An 18,357-nucleotide genomic window follows, 5' to 3' on the forward strand; every position below is an offset into this window, starting at 1 on the left:
GATGAATATACCCGCCGCAGGACGCGGCGGGTGAAAGCGCCTCAGCGCAGTATGCGGCCATGCGCCATCGCCACCGAACGATCGCACATGTGATCGATCACATCGGCATCGTGGCTGACCAAGATCAGGGTCAGATCCCCCGCCTGCTTCAGCTCGTTAAGCAGGTTGAGGATCTCCGCCTGCACCGACATGTCCAGCGCCGAAGTCGGTTCGTCCAGCAGCAACAGCTTCGGCTTCAGCAACAGGGCGCGCACAATAGCCACCCGCTGGCGCTGGCCGCCGGACAGCTGATGCGGGTAGCGCTCCAGCAGGCGCGGATCCAGCCCGACCTGGCGAAAACCCTCGCCGATTTTGCGTTCGATATCGCGTTCCTTCAGCAGCTTCAGCGGCTCCGCCAGCGTACGCAACAGCCGATGCTTGGGGTGCAGCGAAGCGTAAGGGTCCTGGAACACCATTTGCACCTCGCGCCGCAGCGCGCCGGTAAACGGCCGCCCCGGCTGCAGTTGCCGCCCCAGCAGCTCAAACCCGCCCCGCCAGCTGTCGTTCAGCCCGGCCAGCACCCACAGCAGCGATGATTTGCCGCAGCCGGAAGGCCCCACCAGCCCGAAACATTCGCCCTGCTCGATCCGCAGGTCGACGTCGTGCACCACGGTGCGCAATTCATAGCCCTGGCGGTGGCTGACGCTCAGGTTTTCCAGCGCAATGACGCTCATTTCAGGGTCTCCAGCAGGGCGCGATCCAATACCGGCAGCGGTTTGCCGCGGGTCTCCCGACTCGGCCGGCACGACCACAGGGTGCGGGTATAAGGGTGGGTCGCCTGCGCCAGCCGGTCCGCCGGCAGCTGATCCAGCAATTCCCCCCGGTACATCACCAGCACCCGTTCGCAGTGGTGCGCCACCTGCTGCAGATCGTGACTGATCAGGATCAGCCCCATATTGCGCTGCTCAACCAAATTTTGAATCAGCTGCAATACCTGATCGCGCATCTGGTGATCGAGCGCCGACGTCGGTTCGTCGGCAATCAGCAGTTGCGGATCGTTGATCAGCGCGATGGCCAGCATCACCCGCTGGCCCATGCCGCCGGACAGCTGGTGCGGGTAGCGCTTGCTCAACGCCGCCGGATCCGGCAACCCCACCGCCGCCAGCATGTCCAATACCTTCTCGCGCCGCTCGGCGCGGCTCAGGCGCGCATGCAGCACCAAAGGCTCCGCGACCTGGCGACCAATCGGCTGATTGGGATTCAGCGCATGCTTGGGATCCTGCATCACCATCGCCACTTTATCGCCGCGCAGCCGGCTCCACTGGCGTTCGTTCAGCCGCGCCAGATCGGCGCCGCCGAGCGTCAAACGCCGCGCCTGCAGCTGCAGCGGCGCGGGCAGCAACCCCATCAGCGCGCGGGCGGTCAGCGACTTGCCGGAGCCGGACTCGCCCACCAGCGCCAGCCGCTCTTGCCCCATGCTGAAAGAGATGTTTTTCACCAGCGCCACCGGCTGCGGCGCCGGTAGCCGTATTGAGAGTTGTTCAACGGTCAACAGCCGGTTTTCAATGCCCATGACGAGGATCCATTTTATCGCGCAGGCCATCGCCCAGCAGGTTAAAGGCCAGGCTGGCGAACAAGATCGCCCCGCCCGGTGCGGCGGCGACCCACCACTGGTCGAAAATCACTTTGCTGCCCTCGGCCACCATCGAGCCCCATTCGGCGGTCGGCGGCGCCACGCCCATGCCGAGAAAGCCCAGGCCGGCGGCGGACAGTATAATGCCGCCCAGGCTCAACGCCGCGCGCACCACCGCGCTCGGCAGGCACAGAGGCAGAATGTGGCCGCCCATCAGCCGCAGGCCGCCGATGCCCTGCATGCGCGCCGCCGCCAGGTAGTCGCTGCGGCGCAGCGCCAGCGTTTCGGCGCGCGACTGGCGGGCGAAGGCCGGCCAACTGGTCAGGGCCAGCGCCAGCGCGCCGTTCATCAGGCCGGGGCCCAGCACCGCGACAAACGCCAGCGCGATCACCAGGCTGGGCAGCGACAGGAAAATGTCGGTCACGCGCATCAGGATGCGCTCCACCCAGCCGCCGAGATAACCGGCGCTGATGCCCACCAGCAGGCCGATCGGAATGGTCAGCAGCAGGATCAGCGACACCAGTATCAGCGTTGGCCGCGCCCCGTAGATGACCCGTGACAGCAGGTCGCGGCCGAAGCCGTCGGTTCCCAGCCAGTGCTCGGCGGAGGGCGGCAACAGCCGCAGCTCGATGTGCTGCAGGTTGGGATCGAAAGGCGCCAGCCACGGGGCCAGCAGCGCGGTGAGGATCAGGACAGCCACCAGCGCCGCGCCCAGCGTCAGCGTGGTCAGTCGGCCGCCGGCGCGATAGCCGGCGCTCGGCTCGCTCTGGGGTTCATGTTCGGAAAGATATTGGCTCATCGGGTTCGCGGGTCCACTAAATAGGTCAGGGCATCGGCCAGCGCGTTAAGCAGCACGAAGCAGGCGCCGATCAGCAGGGTGGCGCCAAGGATGGCCGGCGTGTCGGCGGCAAACAGCGCCGAGGTCAGGTAACGCCCCACGCCCGGCCAGGCGAATACCGTTTCGGTCAGCACCGCGCCCTCCAGCAGGCTGGCGTAAGACAGCGACAGCACGGTGATCAGCGTGCCGAGCACGTTGGGAAACACATGCCGCAGCAGAATGCGCAGGCGGCCGGCCCCCTTGGAACGCGCCAGCGTGACGTACTCCTTGTTGCACTCCTCCAACATCGCCGCACGCAGCAGCCGGGTTATGCCGGCCATCGACAGCAGCGCCAGCGCCACCACCGGCAGCCACAGGTGGCCGATGGCGTTATAGAACATGTCGCGATCGCCGGACAGCCAGCTGTCGATCAGCACAAAGCCGCTGCGCGGCTCGATGCTGTACAGGTACATGTCGTCCAGCCGCCCCGGCCCCGCCGACCAGTGCAGCGTGGCGTAAAACAGCAGCAAACCCAGCAGGCTGAGCCAGAAGATCGGCACCGAATAGCCGATCAACGACAACAGCCGCGCGGCGTTGTCCAGCCAGCTGCCCGGTTTGAGCACCGCCAGAAACGCCAGCGTAATGCCGCCGAAGGCGCCGAGAATAATCGCACAGGTCGCCAGCTCCACCGTCGCCGGGAAGGTGCGCAACAGGTCGCTCAGCACCGGCTGGGCGGTAATGCGCGAAATGCCCATGTCGCCCTGCGCCAGATGCGCCAGATAGCGCCAGAACTGCACCGGCAGCGGCTGATCCAGCCCCAGATCGTGGCGCACCTGCGCGTAGGTGGCCTCGCTGGCGTGGTCGCCCGCCACCTGCAGCGCCGGATCGATCGGCGCCAGGTGCGAGAGCATGAAGGTGAACAGCAGCAGACCGAGCAACGTCAGCGCCAGCGACAGCGCACCGCCGAACAGCCGGCCGCCCCAACGCCGGGCCGCCCCGGCGGCGGATGAAGACGCGAGGGCCATTACTTGCTGACCTTGCTGTAGAACACCATGTCCGGGTTGATGCCCTGTTGGTAACCTTTGAGATTGTCGCGCACCGCAATCAGGCTGCGCGCCTGCAGACCGATGACGAACGGCGAGCTGCGCTGCACCTCTTTTTGCAGTTGCTGATAGTCGGCGACCCGCCTGGCGGCGTCATTTTCCGCCGTGGCGGCCAGCGTCAGTTTGCTCAGCGCCGGGATCTGCCAGTTGGCGCGCCAGGCCAGCGTTTTGCTGCCGTCTTCCGGGTTATAGGCAAAGGCGGCGGCGTTGGTGTTGGGATCGAAGTAGTCCGGCCCCCAGGAGGTCAGGGTGGCGTCGTAGTTGAGGGTCTTGACCTTGGTCGACACCTGCGAACTGATGCCCGGCACCAGCTCCACCTTCACCCCGCCCTGGGCGAAGCTGGCCTGCAGCGCCTGGGCGATGTCCAGGTACGGCGGCTGGTTGTTGACGTCCAGGCGGAAGCTGACGTTAGTCAACCCGGCCTTGGCCAGGATCTCTTTGGCCTTTTGCGGGTTGAAACTGTACGGCTGGTCTTTCAGCGCGCCGAGATAGCCTTCGGGCAGAAACGCCTGGTGGCTCTGGAACTGGCCTTTCAGCAGGTCGTCGGCGATGCCCTTGTAATCGAACAGCCAGCGCGCCGCCTCCCAGAACGCCGGGTTGCCGAGCGCCGGCGAGGCTTTGGCGTTGAACTGCAGGTAATACAGCGAGGCGTACGGGATAGCCAGCGGTTTCACCCCCGGCTTGCCCTTCAGCGCCGCCATCTGGTCCGCGCCCAGGTTGCGCGCGATGTCGGCGTCGCCCTGCTCGACCAGCAGGCGGCGCGCGGCCGGATCCGGCACGTTCTTGATCAGAATGGTTTTCAGCGTCGGCGCGCCTTCCGGCGAACCCGGGTTGGCGTCCAGCACCACCACTTCGTGCGGCACATAGGTGCGGATCTTGTAGGGGCCGCTGCCGGCGGAGTGGCTGTTCAGCCACTGGTGGCCCAGGTCATCCCCCTGCCGGTGCGCCAACGCTTCTTTGGCGTCGACAATCGACGACACCGGCGCCGACAGCAGGCTCAGCACGAAGGCCGGGCTGACGTTCTCGCTCCAGCTCACTTTGACGCGGTGATCGTCCAGCTTGGTCAGATGCTGGTCGACGTTTTTGGCGTTCCAGCCCAACTGGGTCAGGATAAACGACGGCTCCAGATTCAGCTTCACCACCCGGGATAGCGAGAAAATCACATCCTCCGGCCGCAGCGGGTTGCCGCTGGCGAATTTGGCGTCCGGACGCAGGCTGAAGGTCAGGCTGCGGTTGTCGCTGCCGGCCTGCCAGCTGGCGGCCAACGTCGGTTTGAGATCGATCGGGTTTTGCGGATCCGACTGAATCAGGCGTTGATAGAGGCTGTTGAACGACTGCACCGTGGTTAACTCGAATCCCTGGGCCGGGTCGAAACTGACCACGTCATCGATAGACTGGGCAACCACCAGCGTATTGGCCGGGGTGGCCGCCTGCGCGTTGACACTGGCCGCCACGGCCAAAAACAGCAAAGAAGGGGCGAACGCTTTCATCGGAAACTCTCCAAGCGGATGGAATTTATAGTAATTTCGCGAGTGTATGTGAGCGCGATCGGCAGGCGAAGGTACTTAAATAACTATAGATATTCTTTTTGCGTATATAGATGGGGTTTTGATTATTAGCTGCGCATGAGGAGGAGCGAACGGCAGGCGACCCTGCCGTGCTGAAGCTAGATTTGGTAGTCGATCACCGCATCCAGCTGGGAAGAGAATACCTTATCCTTGATTTCGCTCAGCGACAGAGTCGGGTTGCACAGCTGGATAAATTGCCAGGCATAGTTACGCTGTAACTGGCTGCGTTTCAGCCCCAGCCATACGGTGTTGGGTTCGAACAGGTGCTCGGCATTGAGGCTGACCAGCCCGCGATCGCGCTCTTTTTCGTATGACATGTCCGCCAGCACGCCGACGCCCAGCCCCAGCTCAACGTAGGTTTTAATCACGTCGGAATCCTGCGCGCTCAATGCGATGTCGGGCGTCAACCCCGCCGCCTTGAAAGCGGCGTCCAGCTTCGAACGGCCGGTGATGCCCTGCCGATAGGTGATCAGCGGCAGCGTGCTGAGCATCTCCAGCGTGACCTGCGGCTGGCGCGTCAGCTCGTGCCCTTCCGGCACCAAAATGGTGTGATGCCAGCGGTAGTAAGGAAATGCCGCCAGCGATTCGTCGCTCATCAGGCGCTCGCTGGCGATGCCGATGTCGGCTTCGCCGGAGGCCAGCATTGACACGATCTCCTCCGGGCTGCCCTGATTCAGCACCACCCTCACCCGCGGATACAGCGCGCGGAATTCCTTGATCACCCCCGGCAGGCTGTAACGCGCCTGGGTGTGGGTAGTGGCGATATGCAGCTGCCCCGAGTCGTTGCTGCTGAATACGTCCGCCAGCCGGCGAATATTATTGGCGTCGTTCAGAATGCGCTCCGCCACCACCAGCAGCTCCTTGCCCGGCTCGGTCATGCCCAACAGGCGTTTTCCGCGCCGGATGAATATCTCAATGCCCAACTCTTCTTCCAGCTCGCGAATATGGCGGCTGACGCCAGACTGTGAGGTAAATAAGGTATTGGCGACCTCGGTCAGGTTGTAGTTGCAGCGCGCCGATTCTCGAATAATTTTTAATTGTTGAAAGTTCATCCCCGTCTTCCTTTCTTGCAATAGCGTTAACTGCATTGATACGGAGTCAGGCGGACAGGAACAAATAAGAAATAACCTTTACTTATGCATTTTAATGCTAAGTGAATTTTTCACCGCGGTGAATTAACTGTTTCTCCGGCTGATAATTATCTAATGGCTTTAGAATTAACGAGATAAGTACCCACTCTAAAGAAAGGGATTAATAAGTGCTGCAAAATAAAGTTATTAAATATAGGCATTAGATATATAAACGACAGGGGCTCAGCACGCTGAGCCCCTGGATAAACCCGGCCGCCGCAACACATCAGGCGGTGGCTTCGCCGCCGATCGGGCCGGCGGTATTCTGCTGCAGCCATTGCCGCACATAGCTGACCAGGTCACCGATGCAGTCGTCCTGCATGCCGTGGTTCTTCAGTTCGTTATCCAGCGCGAACAGGTATTGGGCGTTGGTGCCCAGCGGCCCGCTGGCGCTGGCGATCAAAGGCGCGATCACCTGATGACTGGTATCTTCTTCGAACAGCGGATGTTGAGGGTTCATGACGAACGCCAGCGCGCTGACCACTTCGCCGTCGGCCAGCCGCAGATCGCACCAGGTCGGCAGATAGCAGCCGGTCACCATTTCGCGCTTCCACAACAGCTCCAGCTCTTCACGCAGCTTGGCCTCCGGCAGGCGAAACGCCAGGCCGGTGGTCTGGCCGCCCTCTTTCAGCGCCAGCATGCGCCCCGGCTGATGCAGCGTGCCGCGGCCGGCGGTCAGCCGCATGCAGAACGCCCGGTGCCAGCCCTGCAGCGTGGCGGGCCGCACCTCTTCGGATTCGAATACCGGGTTCCACATCAGCGAGCCGTAACCGAATATCCACACCGGGCGATTGCCCGGACGGCGCGATAACGTGCAATCCAACGAGGCCGCACGCTGTTCCGGCGTCAGTAACAATGACTCCTCGATAGCGCCGAATGCCGTTTTGCAGTCTGCTTTTTGCAGAAAATCTCGCGTTAACACCTTTACATCCTCCCGGGAATACGATTTCTCGCATGCCCTCGCCACCACGGCGCCTTTGCAATTTTATTTATTGGTTCGGAAATTTATTAATTCACTAGCCATTGCTAATAAGAATGACATTATTCTTTTCTCGATGGGCGATCAAGTTTCAAACGGGTTTTAAAGTGAAAAAGTATTTGTACTGAGCAGCAATAATATTAATTGCCGCGGCGAACGGGCCATTTCACCGGCGCGCGAACGCGCCGGTCGAAGGGGTTACTTTTTGTGCCAGCGGTCATCGTCGCCTTTGCGATAGCTTTGTTTTACCGCCGCCCAGGCCACCTTATGCGCCGTTTCCTCGCGGCTGTCATCGCCGCGCCGATCATCGGCATCGCGGTACTGCTGCCAGGCGCTGTTAAACGCTTCCTTATAGATTTCCTGCGCATGCTCCGGCAGCACGTGCTTCACATTGTCCGGCAAGGCGCTCCTGCTGTGGTACGGCATCACATTCCTCCCGTTGCTGGTGAATGAACCTTAAGTTTAGGCGATGCCGCCGCGGGCCTCAATTGGCAAACAATTCTCATTATCAAACGACATGTTATACTCGCGGCAAACGAACATAAGGAGATCCCCGTGACTACCGAAGCCCCTCGCTCACGCGCCCCCTACCTGATTGCCGTCAGCGCCATTCAAGATATTACGCCGCACCTGCGCCGCATCACCTTCAGCGCGCCCGACTTACGCTATTACCCGGCCAACGCCGCCGCCGCGCATATCAAGGTGTTTTTGCCGCAGCCAGGCCAGGAGCGCCCCGACCTGCCGACCCTGACCGAAAACGGCCCGCGCTGGGCCGCCGATGCGCTGCGCCCGATCGTGCGCACCTATTCTATTCGCGCCGTGCGCCCGGAGCAGGAAGAGGTCGACATCGAATTCGCCCTGCACGACCACAACGGCCCGGCGGTTGAGTTTGCCCGCAACGCCAGGGCCGGCGACAAAATCGGCATCAGCAACCCCGGCGGCCCCAAACCGATGTTACCGGAAGCCGATTTCTACTGCCTGGCCGCCGATCCCTCTTCGCTGCCCGCGCTGGCCGCGCTGCTGGAAGCTTTGCCGGCGCATGCGGCAGGCCACGCGTTCATCCGCGTTGACAGCGCCGCCGACGTCATCGACCTGCACAAGCCCGCCGGCGTCGAGCTGAGCTGGATCATCGGCGGCACCGAGAAAACCGGCGACCTGATCGGCCAATTCCGCGCCCTGACGCCGCCGCAGGCGGAAACCCATTTTTGGCTGGCCGGCGAAGATCGCCTGGTGGTGGAGCTGCGCCGTTACCTGCGCCGCGAGCGCCAATGCGATCGTAATCGCCTTTATGCCGTGCCTTATTGGCGTGAGGGGTTAAATGAAGAGGGTTATCACAATAAGCGGCATGAAATCATGGACAACATTGATGACTGAGGCCAATTTTTCTTTGATTAACCATGGGATAAGCAAGTAAACACGACATTTCTCGCCATTAGCCAGAAAAAATCATGTTATTGCGTAAAAGTAAGTAAATAAAACCGCATCCCTTGCGGTTTTTTTGTTACCCTGATCACATAAAGCAAGCAATTGCTTTCTCAGTTTAAAAACAACATCACATCAACGCTGCGGGTGTATCCTATTATAAAATACTTACTGGATACGCAGAGTTGCCGTTTCGCGGCAGCCGGCGATGACGGGACCACGCTGTTTGAGAAGGAGTACCACACCCATGAAGTCGCAACACGATCCTGGCCGATCCAAATCCCGCCACACCGAGTATTCCCTGATTTTTCCCATCGCCGCGCTGATCGTGTTGAATCTGTGGGGCACCACCGGCAACTTCCCGCTGATCGTCGGCATCAACATCATCGCCCTGATCGGTATCCTCAGCAGCGCATTCAGCGTGGTGCGCCACGCCGACGTGCTGGCGCATCGCCTGGGTGAACCCTACGGCTCGCTGATCCTCAGCCTGTCGGTGGTGATCCTCGAAGTCAGCCTGATCTCGGCGCTGATGGCGACCGGCGACGCCGCTCCGGCGCTGATGCGCGACACGCTCTACTCGATTATCATGATCGTCAGCGCCGGCCTGGTGGGCGTTGCGCTGTTGCTCGGCGGCCGCAAATTCGCCACCCAGTACGTCAATCTCGGCGGCATCAAACAATACCTGATGGCCATCTTCCCGCTGGCGGTGATTGTGCTGGTGTTTCCCAGCGCGCTGCCGGGCGGCAACTTCAGCACCGGCCAGGCGCTGTTGGTGGCGCTGATCTCCGCCGCCATGTACGGCGTGTTTCTGGTGATCCAAACCAAGACCCACCAGAGCCTGTTCGTCTATGAACACGAAGATGACGACGGTGACCCGCATCACGGCAAACCCTCGTCGCACAGCAGCGCCTGGCACGCCGTCTGGCTGGTGGTTCACCTGATCGCGGTTATCGCGGTGACCAAATTCAACGCCAACCCGCTGGAAGGGTTGCTGACCAGGGTGAACGCCCCAGCGCAATTCACCGGTTTCCTGGTGGCGCTGCTGATCCTGTCGCCGGAAGGCCTGGGCGCCCTGCGGGCGGTATTGAACAATCAGGTGCAGCGCGCCATGAACCTGTTCTTCGGCTCGGTGCTGGCGACCATTTCCCTGACGGTGCCGGCAGTCACCATCATCGCCACCCTGACCGGCCAGACGCTGATCTTCGGCCTGCAGACGCCGCATATCGTGGTGATGCTGACGGTGCTGCTGCTGTGCCAGCTGTCGTTCTCCACCGGCCGCACCAACGTGCTGAACGGCACCGCCCACCTGGCGCTGTTCGCCGCCTACATGATGACGATATTCGCCTGATCAACAAGGGGCGCTTACCGCGCCCCTTTTGCTTTAGACCGAGAAGAAAATCGCCGCGGCGATCCCGCCGAACAAAATCCATTTAATGATGTAATAACCGGTGCGGTTCCACGCCTTCAACCGCTTGCCCAGCTTGCGTATCGCATAGATGTACTTGAACAGCTTATTGACGCCGCCGGTGCGATCGCCCTCTTCGTTCGGCGCGGCGGCGGCGCTCATCAGATGGCGCCCCAGCCAATGGTTGACCGCCTGCGCCCAGCGGTAACGCATCGGCCGTTCGATATCGCAGAACAGGATCAAGCGATTTTTCCCGCTCTGGTTTTCCGCATAGTGCAGGTAGGTTTCATCAAACATCACGCCCTCGCCGTCGCGCCAGCTGTAACGTTCGCCGTCGACCTCGATAAAGCAGCGATCGTCGTTCGGCGTAATCAGGCCCAGGTGATAACGCAGCGAACCGGCATAGGGATCGCGGTGACGCGGCAAGCGGCTGCCGTCCGGCAGTTCGGCGAACATCGCCGCCTTGACCGAAGGCAGGCTGCGCAGCAGCGCGGTGGTTTGCGGGCACAGGGTCATCGCCGACGGGTGGCTGTCTTCGTACCATTTCAGATAGAAACGCTTCCAGCCGGTCTTGAAAAACGAGTTGAAGCCCGCGTCGTTGAACTGATCCGACGCTTTGATCTGCCGGATCTCCATCAGCCGTTGCCCTTCGTCGCGGATGCTTTGCCAGTTATCGCGCAGCACCTTTAGCTCGGGAAATTGTTCCGGCTGCAGATACGGCGTGGTCGGCGCACGCGAGAACAGATACATAAAGACGTTGAGCGGCGCGGTAAAGGTGGAATGATCGGACAGCTGCCGCCAAAAGTTATAGCGAATCCGGCCGCGGTAATGAACATAGACAACGCATAAAATAAATAAGATCAGGATAATATATTTCATGATTGCATCGCATCAAAGAACCCAACGCTCTGTGCGCCGGCGCGGCGCACACCCCAGAAATGTCCTTTTGGCGGTAAACGACGTCTGCCTGCCAATCTGGAACCCACTAATCATTAACGCTGACTCAACGAAAATCTATACAAAAAACCACTTTAATTTACACAAAGATTAAACGGATCGGCAATTTGACGGCGGGGATAAAAAGGCCGCCGCGGCGACCTTTTTATTAAGCGGATAGGTTAACTGTAAGCGTTGAGCGTGCGCTGACACAGGGCGGAGCGCACGCAGTCCTGTTTATCGAAGCGGATGACGCCGATCATCTCGTCCTCTTCGAAGCGTTCCAACGCATCGCTGAGGCCGGACTTCACGCCGCGCGGCAAATCGCACTGGGTTACGTCACCATTGACGATTACCGTCACGTTCTCACCCAGGCGGGTCAGGAACATCTTCATCTGGCTGGCGGTAACGTTCTGGGCTTCATCCAGAATGACCACCGCATTTTCGAAGGTGCGCCCGCGCATATAGGCGAAGGGCGCGATCTCTACCTTGCCGATTTCCGGCCGCAGGCAGTATTGCATAAAGGACGATCCTAAACGGCGCACCAGAATGTCATACACCGGGCGGAAATAAGGGGCGAATTTCTCAGAAATATCCCCGGGCAGGAAACCGAGGTCTTCATCCGCCTGCAGAACCGGACGAGTGACTATTATCCGATCCACCTCTTTATGTATTAGCGCTTCCGCCGCTTTGGCGGCGCTGATGAATGTTTTGCCGCAGCCGGCTTCGCCGGTGGCAAATATCAACTGCTTATTATCTATGGCTGATAAGTAATGACCCTGAGCTTCGGTTCGCGCCTCGATGGGTGAGCTATCGCGCTTGTCTCGCGCCATGCCGATAGACTCGACACCCCCCATTTGTACCAGCGAGGTCACAGACTCTTCTTCAAGCTGGCGATGACTACGAGCGTCACGACGAATAACGCGCTTCGCTTCACGACGTGCTTTGATCACTGCTTTCTGTCTTCCCATAGTGGCACCTTACAGTTTGTTTCACCTACCGCAGCGGCCGGGCCGCGCGATTATGTTTCACACACGTATTAGGTTTTGGCCTCCTTCGAGCCAATAAAAGCCAATGGACCAGGTGAATAGCCGGCAGCAGTTTGATGCGCCATTTTTTCACGGGATAACGCAGGTTGCGTAATTAAAAGTGGAGTAAAACGTGACAGGCGGTGGTAGCGATAAGAGAGCGGAGTTGCCAGGAAAAGAGAGTCGGAGAGAGAACCCTCGTTACAACGAGAAATCAGGGTAGGTATGTTATTTTTTCTTTCCAGCCCAACCAAGGACTTTACCATTAGCGATCCCCGCAGTGTTATTTACAGCATCAAGCTGTGCACCTTGTGAAAACTACCGCCAGATGATTACAGTATAATGACATTCAATCCCGCAGCGTTGCTAAAATGTAAAAAATTTAATATTTTCTGTTTTCAGTCAGCGCAAGAACACTATATCACGCCGGTTACGCCATTCCACAGAAATTTTATCCCGCTGTCAGATCAAATAGTTATGATTAAAATTACCGGATGACATTCCGGTTTCCGATTAAATTTCAGCCAGTTTAAATTCTGCTTTTCAGCCCAAACTTTTTGCATTCAGCATCGGAAAAACGAGGGAAACCTGCGCCTGCAGGTCCCCTCACCCTTACTCGAAGCTGTAAGACAGGCTCACCCCACCGCCCCAGTTGCGGCCCGGCGCCGGTTCGTAATAGCGGCCGTTGCCTTCGTTGACGATCACCGAACCGACATAGTCGCGGTCGAACAGGTTATCGACGCGGCCAAAGACGTTGAACAGCCAGTTGCCTAACGGATAGCGATAGCCGGTATTCAGACCCACGGTGGTATAAGACGGCGCCTGCTCGGTATTGCGGTCGTTCACCTGAATATCGCTCATATAGCGCAGTTCCGCGCCGGCGTACCAGCCTGCCGGCGGCGACCAGGCCAGTGAGGCGTAGCCCATATTGCGGGCGATGCCCGGCATGCGGTTGCCGGCCGATACGCCGTTGGCCGCGCTGCATTGGCTGTCGCCGCACTGGTCATCGCGATAGCGGGCGTCCAGCAGCGTCCAGGCCAGCTGCAGCTTCCAGTCGTAGGCGTACTCTTGATCCAGCGCCAGTTCCAGCCCGCGGCGGCGGGTCTGGCCGGCGTTTTTGTAGCTGGTGCGGCCGTTGCTGCTTTCGTCGACCACGATTTCATTCTGCGTGTCGGTCTGGAACACCGCCGCGGTCAGCAGGCCGTTGCCGATGCGGGTTTTGCTGCCCAGTTCCACGGTATCGCTGGTGGCGGGCTGCAGGCCGAAATTAAGCCCGCTCTGATCGCCCGGGCGATAGGACAGCTCGTTGATGGTCGGGGTTTCGAAACCGCGGCCGGCGGAGAGATAAACATTCCAGCCTTTATCCAGCGCATAGTTGAGCGAGCCCGCCGGCAGCCAGCGATGGTAGCGGGCGCCGCCGCTGTCGTCACCGTTGTCGGCGGTGATGTAATGGTCGTTGGAGTCGAAGTTGACGCTGCTGAACCGCACGCCGGCATCCAGCGTCAGGCGCGGCGTCAGCTGCCATGACGTTTGCAGATAAGGGTCCAGGCTCCACATCAGGTTGCGCTCGTTGCGACGCAGCGCCCCCTGGGTGCCCAGTTCGGTCTCGCCGCCGGACTGGGTAAAGTTTTCATAGCCCTTGCGCTGCTCGGTCATGGTTTCATAATCCAGCCCGCCGGTCAGGGTATAGGGCACCGCCGCCAAATCGCCGCGGTGCGTCCAGCGGGTGTCGATGCCCTGATAGTGGCGCGTCAGGTCAATCACCCCGCCCGGGTGCTGCGCGCTGCGCTGCTGCACCGCTACCGGAATCGATTGGTACTGGGTGGTTTCACGCTCGCCGGCGTACATCATCACGCTCAGGTCGTCGTTGGCGCCCATCTGGCGCTGATAATGCAGCCCGGCCTGGGTTTGCGAGGTGCTTTTGCGGGTATTGAACCGATCGGCGCGCGGCGCCTGGCGCGGGTTGTCACGCCATTCGGCGTCGGTCAGGCCGCCGGGATCGTTGGCATTGATGTCTACGCTGTTGAACAGCAACGTCAGCGTGCTGACGTCATCGATTCGCACGCCCAACTTGGCGTTGCCGAGGTTTTTCTGCGCGCCGCTGTGGTCGCGGAACCCCCGGGTGGTGAAGCGGGTGCCGGAGATGCTGTAGTTGACGTCCCCGGCATGGCTGCCGTCGCCGGTGGCGCCGGTGGCCTTGACGCCGTAGCGCCAGCTGCCGTAGCTGCCGAAGTAACTGCCCGCCTCAAGACGGTTGGGCTGCCGGCCGGTTTCGGTTTCGACGTTCAGCATACCGCCGGAGGCATTGCCGTACAGCGCGGAGAACGGCCCGCGCAGCACCTCGACCTTCTCGACCGAGTTCAGGTCGATGTTGGAGGTTTGCCCCTGCCCGTCGGGCATGGTGGCGGGGATGCCGTCGACATAAATCCGCACCCCGCGCACGCCGTACATCGAGCGAGCGCCGAAGCCGCGTACCGAAAGCTGCAGATCCTGCGCGTAGTTCTGGCGGTTTTGCACCTGCAGGCCAGGCACGCCGCCCAGGCTTTCCGACAGGTTGATTTGCGGCCTCGCCTCGCGAATGCGATCGCCGTCGACCACGCTGACCGCCGCCGGGGTGGCCAGCTCGGACAGGCCGCTGCGGGTAGCCGTAACCACCATGCTCTGTTCGCCTTCGCCGTCCTGCGCAAAACAGTAGGACGCGGGCAACAGGGCGGGAATAACGATGACGGTCGCCGCCAGCGCAGTTTTAGGGGTGCTTTTCATCTGGAATATGCCGTTAAAAGTGCTGAAACATGAACCGTTTGGGACAAAACTCCCGGAATGTTAATACTTTTAATGGCCAATTGAAAATATTATGCGTGAAAGGGTAACTTTTTTTGTCTGAGCGAGCCGGCGCCAATAAAACAGGGCGGAAATCTCCGCCCTTTCGCCTTGCCGCTATGCCTGCAACAGGCCGCGGGCCAGATAGTCCTGCGGGTCCTCGACGCCCGGCAACACGAAGAAATAACCGCCGCCAATCGGCTTGATATACTCCTCGAGCGCCTCGCCGTTCAGCCGCTTCTGCACCGTCAGGAAACCTTGCTCCAGATCGGCCTGATAGCAGACGAACAGCAGCCCCATCTCCAGCTGGCCGGCGTTCGACACCCCGATGGAATAACTGTAGCCGCGGCGCAGCAGCAAATTGCTTTGGCTCTCTGCGGTGCGCGGGTTGGCGAGGCGAATATGCGCGTCCATCGGGATCAGCTTGCCTTCAGGATCCCGCTCATAATCCGGCTCGTCATGTTCGCGCTTCATCCCCAACGGCGCGCCGCTGTGTTTTTCCCGGCCGAAAATGGTCTGCTGCTCCTGCAGCGGCGTGCGGTCCCAGAACTCGACGTGGAAGCGGATGATGCGCGCCGCCTGATAGCTGCCCCCACCGCCCAGGCCGGTTCACCGGCGCCGGCGCCGACCCACACCACGCGATCCATCAGCGCCCGGTCGTCGGTTTTCGGGTTGGCGGTGCCGTCTTTGAAGCCCAGCAGGTTGATCGGCGTTTCTTTGCCTTTGCTGCGCGCCGCATGGGCGGAAATGAAGCCTTCCCTTTTCCAGCGCACGCTGAGCAGATCCGGCGAGTGCTTGATGATGTCGCGCAGCGCGTGGATCACCGTCTCGTTGGTGTTGGCGCAAATCTGCAGCAGCAGATCGCCATGACACAGGTTGGCGTCCAGCGAGTCATTGGGGAAGCGGGTCATTTTCTGCAGCCGCAGCGGCTTTTGCGCCTGCAGGCCGAAACGCTCGTCGAACAGTGAGGTGCCGACCGACACGGTGATGGTCAGATTGTCCGGATAAATCTCCGGCCCCATGATGCCCGAATCGAGCGGCGGCAGCTTGGGATCCACCTCCGGCGCTCTGCCGCCGCGGGTGAGGAAGGCGATGCGATCGGTCAGCAGCCGGAACAGGCGCTCCAGATCCTGCCTGTTGGTGGCCAGCACGTCGAAAGCCACCAGCATCATCGCCGCCTGCTGCGGAGTCAGCACGCCAGCCTGATGGCGGCCGTAAAACGGCTGCGTCTGCCAGCGTTCGTCCTGCGGGGTCGCCAGCGGCTCTGCCGGTTTGTCCACCGCCTGCGCCAGGCGCGTGCCGCCCAGCGCCAGCGCGCCGAGGCCCAGCCCCTGCAGCAAGCGGCGGCGCGACGGCGAGGCCGCGCCCTGTGGATGCGGCCCGTTAGCCGGGCCGATCTTGTTGCTCATAGCGCGTGCCTCAGTCCAGACCCAATACGCCGCGCAGCTGCGACAAGTCTTCCGCCAGCGTGGTGATCGGCCCTTTCAGCGCGTTGCGATCGGCGTCGGTCAGCTTCTCGTAAGACGCATAACCGTCTTTGGTTTTGTACTTCGCCAGAATGCCGTCTACGGTCTTGAAGTTGGCGTCAATCTTGTCCAACAGCGGTTTGTTGGCCTTGACCAGCAGCGGGCGCAGCAGGTTGACAATCTTCTGCGCGCCGTCGACGTTGGCCTGGAAGTCCCACAGGTCGGTGCGGCTGTAGCGATCTTCCTCACCGCTGATTTTGCTGGCCGCCACTTCTTCAATCAGGCCGGCCGCCCCGCCAACCACCTTGCTTGGCGGGAAGGTCAGATCGGTCACGCGTTTTTGCAGCTCGAGGGTGTCGTTGTACAGACGATCGGCGTATTTGCCCATGTCTTGGGTGCTATTGTCGGCGAACAGCGCTTTCTCCAGGCGGTGGAAACCGGTGAAGTTGGGATCTTCCGCCTTCTTCTCGTAATCGTCTTCACGGGCGTCGATGCTGCCGTCGAGATCGGAGAACAGTTCGGCGATCGGTTCGATGCGCTCATAGTGTTGGCGCGTCGGCGCATACAGCTTGCGCGCTTGCGCCACGTCGCCGGCCTTGACCGCATCGGTGAACAGCTTGGTCTGCTTCACCAGCCCATCCACCTCTTTGGTGACATAGACCTTGTATTCGGCGATCGGGCCGACCAGATCCAGCGCGTCGGGCTTGCCGTCGCCGGCGGCGCCGGCCGCGGCGGCGACGGTCAGCTTGCCTTTCGGGTTGCTCAGCAGCCCGCAGGTCATGTCATACTCGCCCGCCTCCAGGTTGGCGGTCATTTTCTGGGTGAAGCCCGGCGCGATGTTCTCACGCTCTTCCACCACCATCACCCCTTTCAGGATTTCCCATTCGAGGTTTTTCTGGCTGGCGTTGTGCACCACAAATTGGGTTTTACCGGCCGGCACCGTCAGCTGCATCGGCTCGCACCGTTTGTCGTTAACGGTAATCTTCACCTGCGGCACGTCCGCCGCCAGGGCGTCGAGGCTCAGCGCGAACGCCGGGAGGGCCAGCAATGCTGCGTGCAACGCCTTGCGGCGGAATAACGGAGTAGACATACGAGATTCCCTATTAAAATTAATGATTGATTTTACGTTGCGCCGGGGCCGCGGTCGGCTCCGCGCGCTGCGGCAGGAAAAAGAAAATCAGCGCTGGGATCAGATACAGGAAATAGACCGCCACTTCACTCACCGTCGGCGCTTCCTGATAGCCGAAAATGCCCTCCAGCAGCGTGCCGAACAGCGAATGGGTGGACAGGGCGTTGCTGAAATCGAAGGCGATATCCTGGAAATGGTTCCACAGCCCGGCCTCATGGAAGGCGCGGATCGCCCCGGCGGCCAGGCCGGCGGCGACGAACAGGATAAACAGGCTGGTCCATTTGAAGAATTTGGCCAGGTGCAGCTTCACGCCGCCCCAGTAGATAGCCATGCCGAGCACGATGGCGGCCGCCAGGCCGAGAATGGCGCCGATCGGCGCTTCAATCCCGACGTCCTGCTGAAAGGCCGCCAGCAGGAAGAACACCGACTCCAGCCCTTCGCGCGCCACGGCGAAAAACACCATCGCCACCAGCGCCCAGCCCTGGCCTTTGCCGGAGTTGAGCGCGTGGTCGATGGCGCCTTCCAGATGCACCTTGACCGACCTGGAGACCTTGCGCATCCAGAACACCATATAGGTGAGGATGAATACCGCGATGACCGCGACGATGCCTTCGAACAGCTCCTGCTGCTTCTGCGGAAACTCGCCGGTGGTTTCGTTGATGAAGATACCCAACGCCAGGCACAGAGCGGCGGCGACGATCACCCCAATCCACACAACGCCGAGCCATTGGCCGCGCTGCGTGCGTTTCAGGTAGCTGGCGATCAGGCTGACGATCAGCGCGGCCTCCAGGCCCTCACGGAACATGATAAGGAAGGGAACGAACATAGATATTAACCCTGAAAAGGCATCCGCCGCGAGCCTGCGCGCCCGGAATGGGCCGCAGCGCCAATGTAAAGAAAAGTAAAACACAACGATAGTGATTATCATTCTGCCGCGTAGAA

The 18,357-nt window shown here is 60.7% G+C and carries 16 protein-coding genes and 1 pseudogene; 2 read left to right on the forward strand and 15 right to left on the reverse strand.

Annotated features, from left to right (window positions below; all coding sequences use genetic code 11):
• Window positions 1–41: 41 nt before the first annotated feature.
• The 8 genes from D7I37_RS23010 to chaB form a co-directional block, all read right to left on the reverse strand.
• Window positions 42–713 (reverse strand): ABC transporter ATP-binding protein, encoded by a 672-nt coding sequence (locus tag D7I37_RS23010; protein ID WP_129544438.1) that lies wholly within the window; start codon window positions 711–713, stop codon window positions 42–44.
• On the reverse strand, window positions 710–1,552 hold the full coding sequence (locus D7I37_RS23015; protein ID WP_061794650.1) for an ABC transporter ATP-binding protein: 843 nt from the start codon (window positions 1,550–1,552) through the stop codon (window positions 710–712). The genes D7I37_RS23010 and D7I37_RS23015 overlap by 4 nt, the downstream gene beginning before the upstream one ends.
• A complete protein-coding gene (locus tag D7I37_RS23020; RefSeq protein WP_061794651.1) occupies window positions 1,542–2,411 on the reverse strand; it encodes an ABC transporter permease in 870 nt (289 codons plus the stop codon). The genes D7I37_RS23015 and D7I37_RS23020 overlap by 11 nt, the downstream gene beginning before the upstream one ends.
• The gene (locus tag D7I37_RS23025; RefSeq protein ID WP_129544439.1) at window positions 2,408–3,454 is read right to left on the reverse strand and encodes an ABC transporter permease; all 1,047 of its coding nucleotides are present in this window, start codon (window positions 3,452–3,454) and stop codon (window positions 2,408–2,410) included. The genes D7I37_RS23020 and D7I37_RS23025 overlap by 4 nt, the downstream gene beginning before the upstream one ends.
• Window positions 3,454–5,022 carry an ABC transporter substrate-binding protein gene (locus D7I37_RS23030; protein ID WP_129544440.1) on the reverse strand — a complete coding sequence of 523 codons (1,569 nt, stop codon included), beginning with the start codon at window positions 5,020–5,022 and terminating at the stop codon, window positions 3,454–3,456. The genes D7I37_RS23025 and D7I37_RS23030 overlap by 1 nt, the downstream gene beginning before the upstream one ends.
• 176 nt (window positions 5,023–5,198) lie before the next feature.
• A complete protein-coding gene (cbl, locus tag D7I37_RS23035) occupies window positions 5,199–6,152 on the reverse strand; it encodes an HTH-type transcriptional regulator Cbl (RefSeq protein ID WP_061794654.1) in 954 nt (317 codons plus the stop codon).
• Between the two features lie 304 nt (window positions 6,153–6,456).
• Window positions 6,457–7,152: a gamma-glutamylcyclotransferase gene (locus D7I37_RS23040; protein WP_061794655.1), complete on the reverse strand. Its 696-nt coding sequence runs from the start codon at window positions 7,150–7,152 to the stop codon at window positions 6,457–6,459.
• A gap of 255 nt (window positions 7,153–7,407) precedes the next feature.
• The gene (gene chaB, locus D7I37_RS23045; RefSeq protein ID WP_061794656.1) at window positions 7,408–7,635 is read right to left on the reverse strand and encodes a putative cation transport regulator ChaB; all 228 of its coding nucleotides are present in this window, start codon (window positions 7,633–7,635) and stop codon (window positions 7,408–7,410) included.
• Between the two features lie 129 nt (window positions 7,636–7,764).
• Between chaB and D7I37_RS23050 the strand changes: the two genes are divergently transcribed.
• Window positions 7,765–8,583 carry a siderophore-interacting protein gene (locus tag D7I37_RS23050; RefSeq protein WP_095097975.1) on the forward strand — a complete coding sequence of 273 codons (819 nt, stop codon included), beginning with the start codon at window positions 7,765–7,767 and terminating at the stop codon, window positions 8,581–8,583.
• A 295-nt stretch (window positions 8,584–8,878) separates the two neighbouring features.
• Window positions 8,879–9,979, forward strand: a complete 1,101-nt coding sequence (gene chaA / locus D7I37_RS23055; RefSeq protein ID WP_061794658.1) for a sodium-potassium/proton antiporter ChaA — start codon at window positions 8,879–8,881, stop codon at window positions 9,977–9,979.
• 33 nt (window positions 9,980–10,012) lie between these two features.
• Here chaA and lpxO read toward each other — a convergent pair whose 3' ends face one another.
• The 7 genes and pseudogenes from lpxO to efeU form a co-directional block, all read right to left on the reverse strand.
• On the reverse strand, window positions 10,013–10,915 hold the full coding sequence (gene lpxO / locus D7I37_RS23060) for a lipid A hydroxylase LpxO (RefSeq protein ID WP_129544441.1): 903 nt from the start codon (window positions 10,913–10,915) through the stop codon (window positions 10,013–10,015).
• A gap of 239 nt (window positions 10,916–11,154) precedes the next feature.
• A complete protein-coding gene (gene phoH / locus D7I37_RS23065; protein ID WP_061794660.1) occupies window positions 11,155–11,943 on the reverse strand; it encodes a phosphate starvation-inducible protein PhoH in 789 nt (262 codons plus the stop codon).
• Between the two features lie 68 nt (window positions 11,944–12,011).
• On the reverse strand, window positions 12,012–12,266 hold the full coding sequence (locus D7I37_RS23070) for a hypothetical protein (protein ID WP_129544442.1): 255 nt from the start codon (window positions 12,264–12,266) through the stop codon (window positions 12,012–12,014).
• A 346-nt stretch (window positions 12,267–12,612) separates the two neighbouring features.
• On the reverse strand, window positions 12,613–14,763 hold the full coding sequence (gene pqqU, locus D7I37_RS23075) for a TonB-dependent receptor PqqU (protein ID WP_061794661.1): 2,151 nt from the start codon (window positions 14,761–14,763) through the stop codon (window positions 12,613–12,615).
• A gap of 174 nt (window positions 14,764–14,937) precedes the next feature.
• A pseudogene (gene efeB / locus D7I37_RS23080) lies at window positions 14,938–16,229 on the reverse strand (iron uptake transporter deferrochelatase/peroxidase subunit).
• Window positions 16,230–16,239: 10 nt separating this feature from the next.
• The gene (efeO, locus tag D7I37_RS23085; protein ID WP_061794663.1) at window positions 16,240–17,376 is read right to left on the reverse strand and encodes an iron uptake system protein EfeO; all 1,137 of its coding nucleotides are present in this window, start codon (window positions 17,374–17,376) and stop codon (window positions 16,240–16,242) included.
• 19 nt (window positions 17,377–17,395) lie between these two features.
• Complete coding sequence (gene efeU / locus D7I37_RS23090) at window positions 17,396–18,241, reverse strand: iron uptake transporter permease EfeU (RefSeq protein WP_061794664.1); 846 nt, start codon at window positions 18,239–18,241, stop codon at window positions 17,396–17,398.
• Window positions 18,242–18,357 lie beyond the last annotated feature (116 nt).

It is taken from the genome of Serratia sp. 1D1416 (genome assembly GCF_003641105.1).
Lineage (GTDB): Bacteria > Pseudomonadota > Gammaproteobacteria > Enterobacterales > Enterobacteriaceae > Serratia > Serratia ficaria.

Excerpts from the sequence above, each read along its gene's own strand:
- chaA (WP_061794658.1), top strand. The coding sequence starts at position 8,879 with ATGAAGTCGCAACACGATCCTGGCCGATCCAAATCCCGCCACACCGAG.
- phoH (WP_061794660.1), bottom strand. The coding sequence starts at position 11,943 with ATGGGAAGACAGAAAGCAGTGATCAAAGCACGTCGTGAAGCGAAGCGC.
- cbl (WP_061794654.1), bottom strand. The coding sequence starts at position 6,152 with ATGAACTTTCAACAATTAAAAATTATTCGAGAATCGGCGCGCTGCAAC.
- lpxO (WP_129544441.1), bottom strand. The coding sequence starts at position 10,915 with ATGAAATATATTATCCTGATCTTATTTATTTTATGCGTTGTCTATGTT.
- D7I37_RS23010 (WP_129544438.1), bottom strand. The coding sequence starts at position 713 with ATGAGCGTCATTGCGCTGGAAAACCTGAGCGTCAGCCACCGCCAGGGC.
- D7I37_RS23070 (WP_129544442.1), bottom strand. The coding sequence starts at position 12,266 with ATGGTAAAGTCCTTGGTTGGGCTGGAAAGAAAAAATAACATACCTACC.
- D7I37_RS23030 (WP_129544440.1), bottom strand. The coding sequence starts at position 5,022 with ATGAAAGCGTTCGCCCCTTCTTTGCTGTTTTTGGCCGTGGCGGCCAGT.
- pqqU (WP_061794661.1), bottom strand. The coding sequence starts at position 14,763 with ATGAAAAGCACCCCTAAAACTGCGCTGGCGGCGACCGTCATCGTTATT.
- efeO (WP_061794663.1), bottom strand. The coding sequence starts at position 17,376 with ATGTCTACTCCGTTATTCCGCCGCAAGGCGTTGCACGCAGCATTGCTG.
- chaB (WP_061794656.1), bottom strand. The coding sequence starts at position 7,635 with ATGCCGTACCACAGCAGGAGCGCCTTGCCGGACAATGTGAAGCACGTG.
- D7I37_RS23015 (WP_061794650.1), bottom strand. The coding sequence starts at position 1,552 with ATGGGCATTGAAAACCGGCTGTTGACCGTTGAACAACTCTCAATACGG.
- D7I37_RS23020 (WP_061794651.1), bottom strand. The coding sequence starts at position 2,411 with ATGAGCCAATATCTTTCCGAACATGAACCCCAGAGCGAGCCGAGCGCC.
- efeU (WP_061794664.1), bottom strand. The coding sequence starts at position 18,241 with ATGTTCGTTCCCTTCCTTATCATGTTCCGTGAGGGCCTGGAGGCCGCG.
- D7I37_RS23025 (WP_129544439.1), bottom strand. The coding sequence starts at position 3,454 with ATGGCCCTCGCGTCTTCATCCGCCGCCGGGGCGGCCCGGCGTTGGGGC.